At 57.1% G+C, this 12,884-nt stretch carries 9 protein-coding genes and 1 tRNA gene; all 10 read right to left on the bottom strand.

Annotated features, from left to right (window positions below; genetic code table 11):
- Positions 1–144: 144 nt before the first annotated feature.
- The 10 genes from rpoC to tuf all read right to left on the bottom strand — a co-directional run bounded on the left by rpoC (position 145) and on the right by tuf (position 12,778).
- On the bottom strand, positions 145–4,407 hold the full coding sequence (gene rpoC, locus BN3659_RS08195; RefSeq protein ID WP_091536087.1) for a DNA-directed RNA polymerase subunit beta': 4,263 nt from the start codon (positions 4,405–4,407) through the stop codon (positions 145–147).
- A 38-nt stretch (positions 4,408–4,445) separates the two neighbouring features.
- The gene (gene rpoB / locus BN3659_RS08190; RefSeq protein ID WP_091536085.1) at positions 4,446–8,306 is read right to left on the bottom strand and encodes a DNA-directed RNA polymerase subunit beta; all 3,861 of its coding nucleotides are present in this window, start codon (positions 8,304–8,306) and stop codon (positions 4,446–4,448) included.
- 248 nt (positions 8,307–8,554) lie between these two features.
- Positions 8,555–8,932 (bottom strand): 50S ribosomal protein L7/L12, encoded by a 378-nt coding sequence (rplL, locus tag BN3659_RS08185; protein WP_091536083.1) that lies wholly within the window; start codon positions 8,930–8,932, stop codon positions 8,555–8,557.
- Positions 8,933–8,971: 39 nt separating this feature from the next.
- On the bottom strand, positions 8,972–9,496 hold the full coding sequence (rplJ, locus tag BN3659_RS08180; RefSeq protein ID WP_091536082.1) for a 50S ribosomal protein L10: 525 nt from the start codon (positions 9,494–9,496) through the stop codon (positions 8,972–8,974).
- Positions 9,497–9,513: 17 nt separating this feature from the next.
- Positions 9,514–10,212, bottom strand: coding sequence for a 50S ribosomal protein L1 (rplA, locus tag BN3659_RS08175; protein WP_091536080.1), 699 nt, complete (start codon positions 10,210–10,212; stop codon positions 9,514–9,516).
- Positions 10,213–10,218: 6 nt separating this feature from the next.
- Entirely contained in the window at positions 10,219–10,659 is a 441-nt protein-coding gene (gene rplK, locus BN3659_RS08170) for a 50S ribosomal protein L11 (protein ID WP_091536078.1), read from the bottom strand.
- Between the two features lie 16 nt (positions 10,660–10,675).
- The gene (nusG, locus tag BN3659_RS08165; protein WP_091536077.1) at positions 10,676–11,236 is read right to left on the bottom strand and encodes a transcription termination/antitermination protein NusG; all 561 of its coding nucleotides are present in this window, start codon (positions 11,234–11,236) and stop codon (positions 10,676–10,678) included.
- A 17-nt stretch (positions 11,237–11,253) separates the two neighbouring features.
- Positions 11,254–11,451, bottom strand: coding sequence for a preprotein translocase subunit SecE (gene secE / locus BN3659_RS08160; RefSeq protein ID WP_091536075.1), 198 nt, complete (start codon positions 11,449–11,451; stop codon positions 11,254–11,256).
- A gap of 21 nt (positions 11,452–11,472) precedes the next feature.
- Positions 11,473–11,543, bottom strand: a tRNA-Trp gene (locus BN3659_RS08155).
- A 47-nt stretch (positions 11,544–11,590) separates the two neighbouring features.
- A complete protein-coding gene (tuf, locus tag BN3659_RS08150; RefSeq protein WP_091536074.1) occupies positions 11,591–12,778 on the bottom strand; it encodes an elongation factor Tu in 1,188 nt (395 codons plus the stop codon).
- Between the last annotated feature and the right edge of the window lie 106 nt (positions 12,779–12,884).

Below are 12,884 nucleotides of genomic sequence, written 5' to 3'. Positions count from 1 at the left end.
ATATAGAAAATCGTCTCTTATTCTGCAAAATATTTGCACCTTATTTGTTATTAAAACTATCCATTTTATGGATTTGGGCACTAAAAAAAATTTTAAGGGGCCATCTAAACTTGTTAGACAGCCCCTTTACAATCGGCCGTACGGCTATTTCGCAGCCTGCAACATATCCAGATCCGCGGTCGATCCGACCACCAGATCGTCGTACTCGCGCAAGCCCGTACCGCCCGGAATCAAATGTCCGCAGATCACATTCTCCTTGAGGTTCTCCAGCGGATCGACCTTGCCTTGGATGGCGGCCTCGTTGAGTACCTTGGTCGTCTCTTGGAACGATGCGGCCGAAATGAAGCTCGAAGTCTGGAGTGCGGCGCGGGTGATGCCCTGCAACACCTGATTCGACGTGGCGGGCACGATGTCGCGCACCTGCACGGGTCTGAGATCGCGGCGCTTGAGGCTCGAATTCTCATCGCGCAGCTTCCGCAGCGAGATGATCTGCCCGGGCTGTACGGCCGCCGAGTCGCCCGCATCGGTTACGACGACCTTGTCGTACAATTCGTCGTTCACGTCCATGAACTCCCATTTGTCGACGATCTGATCCTCGAAAAAGCGCGTATCGCCCGGATCCTGAATCTGCACCTTGTTCATCATCTGACGGACGATGACCTCGAAATGCTTGTCGTTGATCTTCACGCCCTGCATGCGATAGACCTCCTGCACCTCGTTGACGATGTACTCCTGCACCTTCGTGGGGCCGAGGATGTTGAGGATGTCGCTCGGCGTGATGGCGCCGTCCGACAAGGGGCTGCCCGCCTTCACGTAGTCGTTCTCCTGCACGATGATCTGACGCGACAGCGGCACCAGATAGCGTTTCACGTCGCCCTCCTTCGAGGTGATGATGATCTCGCGGTTGCCGCGTTTGATCTTGCCGAACGACACCTCGCCGTCTATCTCGGACACGATGGCGGGATTCGACGGGTTGCGGGCCTCGAAAAGCTCCGTAACACGCGGCAGACCGCCCGTGATATCGCCGCCCGACTTGCCGACGGCACGCGGGATCTTGATCAGAATGTCGCCGGCCTTGATCTTCGCATTGTCCTTCACCACGACATGGGCCGACACGGGCAGGTTGTACTGCTTGACCTCCTCGCCGTCCTTGTTGATGACGCGGATGACGGGGTTCTTCGTACGGTCTTTCGACTCGATGACGACCTTCTCCGAGAGACCCGTTTGTTCGTCGCGCTCCTCGCGGTACGTAACGCCTTCGATCACGCTGTCGTAAACCGCGCGTCCCTCGTATTCCGAGATGATGACGGCGTTGTAAGGATCCCATTCGCACACCAGATCGCCCTTCTTCACCTCGGCGCCGTCGGCCATGAAGAGCGTCGCGCCGTAAGGCAGGTTGTGCGTATAGAGCACGATGTCGGTCTTCGGATCGACGATGCGGAACTCCGACTGACGCGAGATGACGATGTCGATCGCCTCGCCGGCGGCATTCTTGCCCTTCACGGTGCGCAACTCGTCGATCTCCAGACGGCCCTCGTATTTCGACACGACATTGGTCTCGACGGCACTGCCGCCGGCCACGCCGCCGACGTGGAACGTACGGAGCGTAAGCTGCGTCCCGGGCTCGCCGATCGACTGCGCGGCGATCACGCCTACGACCTCGCCCTTCTGGACCATTCGGGCCGTAGCAAGGTTGCGGCCGTAGCACTTCGCACAGACGCCGCGACGGGCCTCGCACGTCAGCACCGAACGGATCTCGACCGATTCGAGCGGCGACTTCTCGATCGCCTCGGCGATGTCCTCCGTAATCTCTTCGCCGGCAGCGCAGAGCACCTCGCCCGTGAGCGGGTGCACCACGTCGTTGAGCGCCGTACGGCCCAGAATGCGGTCGTAGAGCGTCTGCACTACGTCGTCGTTGCGCTTGATGGCCGTAGCCGTCAGGCCGCGCAGCGTACCGCAGTCCTCCTCGTTGATGATGACGTCCTGCGCCACATCCACCAGACGGCGCGTCAGATAACCCGCATCGGCCGTCTTGAGGGCCGTATCGGCCAGACCCTTGCGGGCACCGTGCGTCGAGATGAAGTATTCGAGCACCGAAAGTCCCTCCTTGAAGTTCGACAAAATCGGGTTCTCGATGACCTGCTGACCGCCCTCCACACCGGATTTCTGCGGCTTGGCCATCAGACCGCGCATGCCGCTGAGCTGACGGATCTGCTCCTTCGAACCGCGGGCGCCGGAGTCGAGCATCATGTAGACGGGGTTGAACCCGTCGTCGTCCTTGACGAGCGTGTCGATCACGGCTTTCGTCAATTTGGTATTGATGTTCGTCCAGACGTCGATGATCTGATTGTAACGCTCGTTATTGGTGATCAGACCCATGTTGTAATCCTCCATGATGGCGTCCGAACGGTCGTACCCCTCCTGCACGAGTTTCTGCTTCTCCTCGGGGATGATGACGGCATCGAGGTTGAACGACAGACCGCCTTGGAAGGCCATCCGGTATCCCATGTTCTTGATGTCGTCGAGGAATGCGGCCACCTTGTCGGCACCGGCCCTCTTCATCACCACGGCGATGATGTCGCGCAACGAACGCTTCGTCAGCACCTCGTTGATGTATCCCACCTCCTCGGGCACCACCTGATTGAACAGGATGCGGCCGATCGTGGTCTCCTTCAACACGCGCACGGGATTGCCCTGCTCGTCCAGATCGCGGACCATGCACTTCACCACGGCATGCAGATCGGCACGCTTCTCGTTATAGGCGATGATCGCCTCCTCGGGGCCGTAGAACGTGAGCCCCTCGCCTTTGACGCCCTTGCGGGGCTTGGTGATGTAGTACAGACCGAGTACCATGTCCTGCGACGGCACCGTGATCGGCGCGCCGTTCGCCGGGTTGAGCACGTTGTGCGAACCGAGCATCAGCAGTTGCGCCTCCAGAATGGCGGCATTGCCCAGCGGCAGGTGCACGGCCATCTGGTCGCCGTCGAAGTCGGCGTTGAACGCCGTACAGGCCAGCGGATGCAGCTGCATGGCCTTGCCCTCGATCAGTTTGGGCTGGAAAGCCTGAATACCGAGGCGGTGCAACGTCGGGGCGCGGTTCATCAGCACGGGGTGCCCCTTGATGACGTTCTCCAGAATACCCCAGATCACGGGATCCTTGCGGTCGATGATCTTCTTAGCCGACTTCACCGTCTTGACGATGCCCCGCTCGATGAGCTTGCGGATCACGAACGGCTTGTACAGCTCGGCGGCCATATCTTTCGGAATACCCATCTCGTGCATCTTCAGCTCCGGACCGACGACGATCACCGAACGGGCCGAATAGTCGACGCGCTTACCCAGCAGGTTTTGGCGGAAGCGTCCCTGCTTGCCCTTGAGCGAATCCGACAACGACTTGAGCGGGCGGTTCGACTCGTTCTTCACGGCATTCGACTTGCGCGAGTTGTCGAACAGCGAATCGACCGCCTCCTGCAACATGCGCTTCTCGTTGCGGAGAATCACCTCCGGCGCCTTGATCTCGATCAGGCGCTTGAGGCGGTTGTTGCGGATGATGACGCGGCGGTAGAGGTCGTTGAGGTCCGACGTGGCGAAACGGCCGCCGTCCAGCGGCACGAGGGGACGCAGCTCGGGCGGAATCACGGGAATCACGCTCAGCACCATCCACTCGGGTTTGTTCTGACCTTTCGACGCACGGAACGACTCGATGACGTTCAGACACTTCAGCGCTTCGCTCTTGCGCTGCTGCGAAGTCTCGGTCGAGGCCTTGTGGCGGAGCGCATAGGACATCGAATCGAGGTCCACCTGCTGCAGGAGCGTACGGATCGCCTCGGCGCCCATCATGGCCACGAACTTGTTGGGATCCGAATCGTCGAGCGCCTGATTGCCTTTCGGAAGTGCGGCCAGCACGTCGAGGTACTCCTTCTCCGCGAGGGTCTGGAGCCGTTCGATGCCCTGTTCGGCTGCGGCGCCCGCATTGATGACCACATAACGTTCGTAGTAGATGATCGCCTCCAGTTTCTTCGAGGGGATGCCCAGCAGATAACCGATCTTCGAAGGCAGCGAACGGAAATACCAGATATGCACCACGGGGACCACCAGCGAGATGTGTCCCATGCGCTCGCGGCGCACCTTCTTCTCCGTAACCTCCACGCCGCAACGGTCGCAGACGATGCCCTTGTAGCGGATACGCTTGTACTTGCCGCAGTGGCACTCGTAGTCCTTCACGGGACCGAAGATGCGCTCGCAGAACAGACCGTCGCGCTCGGGCTTGTAGGTACGATAGTTGATCGTCTCGGGCTTCAGCACCTCGCCGCTCGACTGGGCAAGGATCTCCTCCGGAGAAGCCAGACCGATCGAGATGCGGCTGTAACCGTTATTCGCTTTATTATTGTCTTTGGTGAATGACATAATCTATCTTGTTTTTCTTTTCTTCAGTTAACCTCGGCTTACTCCAGTTTGACCGACAGCGCCAGTCCGCGCAGCTCGTGCAGCAGCACGTTCATCGCTTCGGGTATCCCCGGTTTGGGCAGATTCTCGCCCTTGACGATCGCCTCGTAAGCCTTGGCGCGACCCATCACGTCGTCCGACTTGATCGTCAGAATCTCCTGCAGGATGTTGGCGGCGCCGAAGCCCTCGAGCGCCCACACCTCCATCTCGCCGAAACGCTGACCGCCGAACTGCGCCTTACCGCCCAGCGGCTGCTGCGTGATGAGCGAATAGGGGCCGATCGAACGCGCATGCATCTTGTCGTCGATCATGTGGCCCAGCTTGAGCATGTAGATCACACCCACCGTAGCCGGCTGGTCGAACTTCTCGCCCGTACCGCCGTCGTAAAGATAGGTGCGGCCGCTGCGCGGAATACCGGCCTGAGCCGTGTACTCGTTGATCTGTTCGAGCGAAGCGCCGTCGAAGATCGGCGTGGCGAACTTCAGGCCCAGCTCGCGGCCGGCCCATCCGAGCACGGTCTCGTAGATCTGACCGAGGTTCATACGCGACGGCACGCCCAGCGGGTTCAGACAGATATCGACGATCGTACCGTCTTCGAGGAACGGCATATCCTCGTCGCGCACGACACGCGCCACGATACCCTTGTTGCCGTGGCGGCCGGCCATCTTGTCGCCCACCTTCAGCTTGCGCTTCTTGGCGATGTAGACCTTCGCCATCTGGATCACGCCCGTCTGCGGCAGTTCGTCGCCGTTGGTGAGGTTGTACTTCTCGCGCTTGATGGCCGCATCGGCCTTCTTCCACTCGATCGTATAGTTGTTGACCGTGGCTTCGATCAGCGCATCCGTATGTTCGTCGCCCGTCCACTTGCACGAACCGAGATTGAGATAGCCCATCGCCACGCCCGTCTTCTCGTCGGACGACTTGCGGGCGATCTCTTCGAGCATCTTCTGCGAGAACTTCGTTCCGGCAGGATAGAGCTCCACGCCGAAATAATCCGTGATGCCTTGAGCGGATTTACCCTGCAACAGCGTCCAGAGCTTCGACACGAGCCGTTTCGTGAGCTCGGCGATCTGTCCCGCGAACTTCTCGTCGAGCTGTTCGAGCGCGGCCTTCTCGGCGCTCTTGCTCTTCTTGTTCTCCTTGCCTGCACGGCTGTAAAGCTTCGTGTCGATCACCACACCGTGCAGCGAGGGCTGGGCCTTGAGCGAGGCGTCCTTCACATCGCCGGCCTTGTCGCCGAAGATCGCGCGCAGCAGTTTCTCCTCGGGCGAGGGATCGCTCTCGCCCTTCGGAGTGATCTTGCCGATCAGAATGTCGCCCGGGTGCACGTTCGCACCGATGCGGATGATGCCGTTCGCATCGAGGTCCTTCGTCGCATCCTCCGACACGTTCGGGATGTCCGAGGTCAGCTCTTCGACGCCGCGCTTGGTGTCGCGGACCTCCATGATGTACTCGTCCACATGCACCGACGTGAATATATCCTCGCGCTGGATGCGTTCCGAAATGACGATGGCATCCTCGAAGTTGTAACCTTTCCACGGCATGAACGCCACCTTGAGGTTGCGGCCCAGCGCCAGCTCGCCGTTCTGCGTCGAGTAACCCTCCGTAAGAATCTGCCCCTTCACGACCTTGTCTCCCGTGAGCACCGTAGGCTTGAGCGTGATCGACGTATTCTGGTTCGTGCGGCGGTAGCGCGGCAGCTCGTAGGTCGTAACCTCGGGAGCGAACGATGCGAGCACCTCGTCTTCCGAGCGTTCGTAGCGGATCTGAATCTTGGTCGCATCGGCGAACACCACCTCGCCGTCGCCCTCGGCGACGATCTGGATGCGGCTGTCCGAAATCATGTCTTTCTCGATGCCCGTACCGACGATCGGCGATTCGCACGTAATGAGGGGAACGGCCTGACGCATCATGTTCGATCCCATCAGCGCACGGTTGGCGTCGTCGTGTTCGAGGAACGGAATGAGGCTGGCGGCGATCGAAGCGATCTGGTTCGGAGCCACGTCCATGAGGTTCACCTCATCGGCCGTAACCACGGGGAAGTCGGCGCCTTCGCGGGCCTTGATACGCTCGGGCTGCAGGAAATGCCCCGCATCGTCGATCGGAACGTTCGACTGTGCGACGATCTTGCCCTCCTCCTCCTCGGCCGAATAGTATTTGATGTGCGAATTGTCGAGGTCGATCACCCCGTGCTCCACCGAACGGTAGGGCGTCTCGATGAAACCCATCGGCGAAATCCTCGCGTAGACGCACAGCGAAGAGATCAGACCGATGTTCGGGCCTTCCGGCGACTCGATCGGACAGAGACGCCCGTAATGGGTGTAGTGCACGTCCCGGACCTCGAAACCGGCACGGTCGCGCGACAGACCGCCCGGACCGAGGGCCGACAGACGGCGTTTGTGCGTGATCTCGGCCAGCGGGTTGATCTGGTCCATGAACTGCGAGAGCTGCGAGGTGCCGAAGAAGGAGTTGATCACGCTCGACAGCGTCTTGGCGTTGATCAGATCCACCGGCGTGAAGACCTCGTTGTCGCGCACGTTCATGCGTTCGCGGATCGTGCGGGCCATGCGCACGAAACCCACCGAGAACTGGTTCGAAAGCTGCTCGCCCACCGTGCGGACACGGCGGTTCGAAAGGTGGTCGATATCGTCCACCTCGGCCTTCGAGTTGATGAGCTGGATCAGGTACTTGATGATGGCGATGATGTCTTCGCGCGTCAGCGTGCGGATCTGCGGATCGGTGTCCAGTCCCAGCTTTTTGTTGATGCGGAAACGCCCCACGTCGCCCAGATCGTAACGCTTGTCCGAGAAGAAAAGCTTTTCGATCACGTCGCGCGCCGTGGCCTCGTCGGGCGGCTCCGAAGCGCGCAACTGCCGGTAGATGTACACGACGGCCTCTTTCTCCGAATTGCACGGATCCTTCTGCAACGTATTGTATATAATCGAGAAATCGACACCCGACTGATTCTCCTTGTGCAGCAGAATCGTCTTGGCGCCGCTCTCGATGATCTCGTCGATATGCTGCTCCTCAAGCACCGTCTCGCGGTCTACGATCACGTTGTTGCGCTCGATGGAGACCACCTCGCCCGTATCCTCGTCCACGAAGTCCTCGACCCATGTGGAAAGCACACGGGCTGCCAGTTTGCGCCCCACGGCCTTCTTCAGATTGGCCTTCGTAACTTTCACCTCGTCCGCGAGGTCGAAGATTTCGAGGATCTGCTGGTCCGTTTCGAAACCGATCGCACGCAGCAGCGTGGTAACGGGCAGTTTTTTCTTGCGGTCGATGTACGCATACATCACGTTGTTGATGTCCGTCGCGAACTCGATCCACGATCCCTTGAAGGGGATGATGCGGGCCGAATAGAGTTTCGTACCGTTCGTGTGCATGCTCTGGCCGAAGAACACGCCCGGCGAGCGATGCAGCTGCGAAACGATCACGCGCTCCGCACCGTTGATTACGAACGTACCCCGTTCGGTCATATAGGGAATCGTACCGAAATAAACGTCCTGAACGACCACTCCGAAATCTTCGTGCTCATCGTCGGTGCAATAGAGTTTCAGCTTGGCTTTCAAAGGGACACTGTACGTCAGGCCGCGTTCGAGGCATTCTTCGATCGAATAACGAGGCGGATCGATGTAGTAGTCGATGAATTCCAGAACGAAATTGTTCCGTGTATCTGTGATGGGAAAGTTCTCCTGAAACACTTTGTACAGCCCCTCGTTTTTACGGTTTTCGGCTGTTGTGTCCATCTGGAAAAAGTCCCGGAATGATTTGAGCTGTACCTCCAGCAGGTCAGGATACGGAACCCTGTTCTTGACTGTCGAGAAGCTGACTCTTTGTTGTGTTTTTGTTGCGGACATCGGTAAAATCCAAATTAAGTTGAAGTGTAAGACTCTGGGATAGGTGATGTTACGCTCCCTGTCAGCGGGATCTGCCTATCCCGCCAATGCCCTCGGTGCAAGCACATCGCACCCCGAGAGCATCCGAACGCCAAAAACCGGACACAGCTCAGTGCGGCACTTCCGATCTTTAGACCAAGAAAGGCATAGAGCTTACGCTCGCCGTAAGCCCTACACCTGAGTTGTCTGAAACGTAATAAGCAGCAGAACTACTTAACTTCAACTTCAGCACCTGCCTCCTCAAGCTGGCCCTTGATCTGCTCGGCCTCCTCCTTGGAAACACCTTCCTTAACCGCTTTCGGAGCGCCGTCCACCAGAGCCTTAGCGTCGCCCAGCGACAAACCTGCGATGTCTTTCACGACCTTGATTACTTGAAGCTTGGCCTGACCGGCATTCTTCAGGATCACGTCGAACGACGACTTCTCTGCGACAGCGGCTTCGCCTGCGCCGGCAGCGGGTGCAGCGACTGCAACGGCAGCAGCAGCGGGTTCAATGCCATACTCCTCCTTGAGGATCGTAGCAAGTTCATTTACCTCCTTAACGGTCAGGTTAACCAGTTCTTCAGCCAGTTTCTTTACATCTGCCATAGTTGTAATCTTTATAAATTTTGTTTTAATTCTTAATTGTTAATTGTTACGGGTTTCGAGAGTCTTCACCAGACCCGCGATCTTTTGGCCTGCATTAGCCTGCAATGCAGAAATAACATTCTTGGCCGGGGACTGCAACAGTGCGACGATATCGCCGATGAGCTCTTCCCTGCTCTTGATGTTACACAGAGTGTCGAGCTGATTGTCGCCTACGTAGACGCAGCCCTCGACGAACGCAGCCTTCAACACGGGCTTGTCCGATTTCTTGCGGAACTCTTTGATGAGTTGCGCAGGGGCTTTGGCCACCTCGGCGAACATGATCGAGGTCGAACCCTCCAATACGTTGACCAGATCAGTCTCCGCCTTCTCCACCTTCTCCAGCGCTTTGGTGAGGAGCGTGTTCTTCACCACGACGAGTTTGACATTGCTCTCGAAGCACTTGCGGCGCAGATCCGCCGTCTGCTCGGCATTGAGCGACTCGATGTTGGTGATGTAGAAGTGAGGATATTCGCTGAGCTGAGCGGCAAGGCTGTCGATTACAACCAATTTTTCTTCCTTTGTCATCTCTTTCGGTCCTCCTTCTATTTGGTTTCTACTGATTTGGGATCAATCTGCACGCCCGGACTCATTGTGGTCGAGAGATAGATACTCTTAACATAAGAACCTTTGGCAGCAGCCGGTTTGAGTTTGAGAATCATCCCCAGCACCTCGTTCGCATTGTCTGCGATCTGCTCCGCCGAGAACGAAACCTTGCCGACCGAAGTGTGGATGATACCGAACTTGTCGACCTTGAAGTCGATCTTACCCGATTTCACCTCGCTCACGGCCTTGCCGACTTCCATCGTTACCGTACCGGTTTTGGGGTTGGGCATCAGTCCGCGGGGACCCAGAATACGGCCCAGCGCACCCACCTTGCCCATCACATTGGGAGTAGTGATGATTACATCAACGTCGGTCCAGCCGCCCTTGATCTTTTCCACATACTCGTCCAGACCCACATAGTCGGCGCCCGCGGCTTTCGCCTCGGCCTCCTTCTCGGGGGTGCAAAGCACGAGCACCCGCACGGTCTTGCCCGTACCGTGGGGCAGCGTTACCACGCCGCGCACCATCTGGTTGGCCTTGCGGGGATCCACGCCCAGACGGACGTCGATATCCACCGAAGCATCGAACTTCGTAAAGGTGATTTCCTTCAGAAGAGCAGCGGCCTCGGTCAGCTTGTAAGCCTTTCCGGGCTCCACCTTGGCATAGGCAATCTTTTGATTTTTTGTCAACTTACTCATCTTGCATTACATTTTAGGAAACTCACCAACGACGTTGATACCCATACTGCGCGCAGTACCGGCGACCATACGCATAGCAGCTTCAAGCGTAAAGCAGTTCATGTCAGGCATCTTGTCCTGAGCGATCTCGCGCACCTGCTCCCACGTAACCTCCCCGATCTTGTCGCGGTTGGGCTGAGCGGAACCGGTCTTGACTTTCGCCGCCTCCTTGAGCTGAATGGCTACGGGCGGTTGTTTTACAACAAAGTCGAACGACTTATCGCTATAAACCGTGATGATGACTGGAAGCACCTTTCCCGCCTTATCCTGTGTGCGCGCATTGAACTGCTTGCAGAAGTCCATGATATTGACTCCTTTCGAACCCAATGCGGGGCCCACGGGGGGAGAAGGGTTGGCAGCACCACCTTTTATCTGCAATTTGATAAAAGCAGCAACCTCTTTTGCCATAATTTTCCTTTGGTTTTTATTCTTTTTCTACTTGGGTGAAACCCAACTCCATCGGAGTTTTGCGCCCGAATATCTTTACAGATACCGTGAGTTTCTTGCGCTCGTTGTCGACAGTCTCAATGGTACCTTGGAAGCTTGAGAAAGGACCGTCCGTAACTTTCACGGTCTCGCCGACAAAGAAGGGTATTTCGTTCTCCTCCTCCATCGTGCTCAGTTCGTCGACACGGCCCAAGATGCGACTCACCTCCTGCGGACGCAGCGGGGTGGCGATCATCTTGCGGCTGTCTTCCTTGGTATCGCCGAGGAATCCGAGCACATTGGGAGTATTCCGAATAATCATGGGAATCTGTCCTACGAAAGCAGCCTCCACCAGCACATACCCCGGATAGGAAACCTTCTCTTTCGAAACTTTCTTTCCGTTGCGGATGGTATAGACCTTTTCGGTGGGAATCAAGACCTGTGAGATGTAGTCTTCGAGGTGGTTATGGCGAATTTCGGATTCGATATACTCCTTCACCTTATTTTCCTTGCCGCCTACGGCGCGGACTACATACCACTGTTTGCTAATTTCGCTCATCGTGAATATCGCAACAATTAACGGCCTACATTACCCAAGAACTTGTAAATCTGGGCCAGAATCGTCTCGAACGACGTATCCATCGCAAGAACCACGACCGCGAAGATGACCGAAGCCACCATGACGACGATCGTCGAGTTCTGCAACTGGGCGAATGTCGGCCAAGTTACCTTGTTTACAAGCTCGTTGTAAGACTCTTTGACGTAGTTCAACATAGATTTTCCATATTATTCCAGCAGGAGCAGAGAGATTCGAACTCCCATCAACGGTTTTGGAGACCGCTATTCTACCCTTGAACTATGCTCCTAAGAGGGGAAGCGGCGTGCCGCTTCCCTGAATTTCATTCCAGTCCGACTATTTGAGGACCTTGATGATCTGACCGGCACCTACCGTACGGCCGCCCTCGCGGATTGCGAAACGCAGACCGTCGTTCAGAGCGACGGGATAGATCAGTTTCACGGTGATCGTTACGTGGTCGCCCGGCATCACCATATCCACGCCTTCGGGCAGATGCACCTCACCCGTTACGTCCATCGTGCGCAGATAGAACTGGGGACGATACTTGTTGTGGAACGGAGTATGACGGCCGCCCTCCTCCTTCTTGAGGATATAGACCTCAGCCTGGAACTCGGTGTGCGGAGTGATCGAACCGGGTTTAGCGACGACCATACCGCGCTTTACTTCTTTCTTGTCGATACCGCGAAGCAGCAGACCTACGTTGTCGCCGGCCTCGCCCTCGTCGAGCAGTTTGCGGAACATCTCCACGCCGGTGCAGGTCGAAGTCAGCGTCTTCTCCTCCAGACCGACGATCTCGACGGGATCGCCCACGTGGATGACACCCGTCTCGATACGGCCCGTTACCACGGTACCGCGGCCCGTGATCGAGAATACGTCCTCGATAGGCATCAGGAAAGGTTTCTCGTTCTCACGAACGGGCAGAGGGATGTAGTTGTCGACAGCATCCATCAGCTCCATCACTTTCTCCTCCCACTTGGCCTCGCCGTTCAGGGCGCCGAGTGCGGAACCGCGGATGATAGGCGCATTGTCGCCGTCGTATTCGTATTTGTTGAGCAGGTCGCGCACCTCCATCTCGACCAGATCGAGCATCTCGGCATCGTCCACCATATCGCACTTGTTCAGGAAAACCACGATCTTCGGCACGTTCACCTGACGGGCGAGCAGCACGTGCTCGTTGGTCTGGGGCATCGGACCGTCGGTAGCGGCAACAACGAGAATGGCACCGTCCATCTGGGCAGCACCCGTAACCATGTTCTTCACATAGTCGGCGTGGCCCGGGCAGTCCACGTGAGCATAGTGGCGGCTGGCCGTCTGATACTCGACGTGCGAGGTATTGATCGTGATACCGCGCTCTTTCTCCTCGGGCGCGTTGTCGATCGAATCGAACGAGCGAAGCTCCGAAAGACCTTTCTTAGCAAGAACGGTCGTGATTGCAGCGGTAAGGGTCGTCTTACCGTGGTCAACGTGTCCGATAGTACCGATGTTTACGTGCGGTTTCGAACGGTCGAATTTCTCTTTTGCCATAGTATTAAGTATTTAAAGTTTTTATAAAAATTACCCAAAAAATCAAAAATTCATCCACCGACAAAAACGGGCGACACAGATCCTTCCGTTTGGCGCGGTTTCTGCG

The sequence above is a fragment of the Alistipes sp. CHKCI003 genome (assembly GCF_900021155.1).
Taxonomy (GTDB): Bacteria; Bacteroidota; Bacteroidia; order Bacteroidales; family Rikenellaceae; genus Alistipes; species Alistipes excrementavium.
This window is presented reverse-complemented; position numbering and strand designations above follow the sequence as displayed.

Excerpts from the sequence above, each read along its gene's own strand:
- rpoC (WP_091536087.1), bottom strand. The coding sequence starts at position 4,407 with ATGTCATTCACCAAAGACAATAATAAAGCGAATAACGGTTACAGCCGC.
- rpoB (WP_091536085.1), bottom strand. The coding sequence starts at position 8,306 with ATGTCCGCAACAAAAACACAACAAAGAGTCAGCTTCTCGACAGTCAAG.
- rplL (WP_091536083.1), bottom strand. The coding sequence starts at position 8,932 with ATGGCAGATGTAAAGAAACTGGCTGAAGAACTGGTTAACCTGACCGTT.
- rplJ (WP_091536082.1), bottom strand. The coding sequence starts at position 9,496 with ATGACAAAGGAAGAAAAATTGGTTGTAATCGACAGCCTTGCCGCTCAG.
- rplA (WP_091536080.1), bottom strand. The coding sequence starts at position 10,212 with ATGAGTAAGTTGACAAAAAATCAAAAGATTGCCTATGCCAAGGTGGAG.
- rplK (WP_091536078.1), bottom strand. The coding sequence starts at position 10,659 with ATGGCAAAAGAGGTTGCTGCTTTTATCAAATTGCAGATAAAAGGTGGT.
- nusG (WP_091536077.1), bottom strand. The coding sequence starts at position 11,236 with ATGAGCGAAATTAGCAAACAGTGGTATGTAGTCCGCGCCGTAGGCGGC.
- secE (WP_091536075.1), bottom strand. The coding sequence starts at position 11,451 with ATGTTGAACTACGTCAAAGAGTCTTACAACGAGCTTGTAAACAAGGTA.
- tuf (WP_091536074.1), bottom strand. The coding sequence starts at position 12,778 with ATGGCAAAAGAGAAATTCGACCGTTCGAAACCGCACGTAAACATCGGT.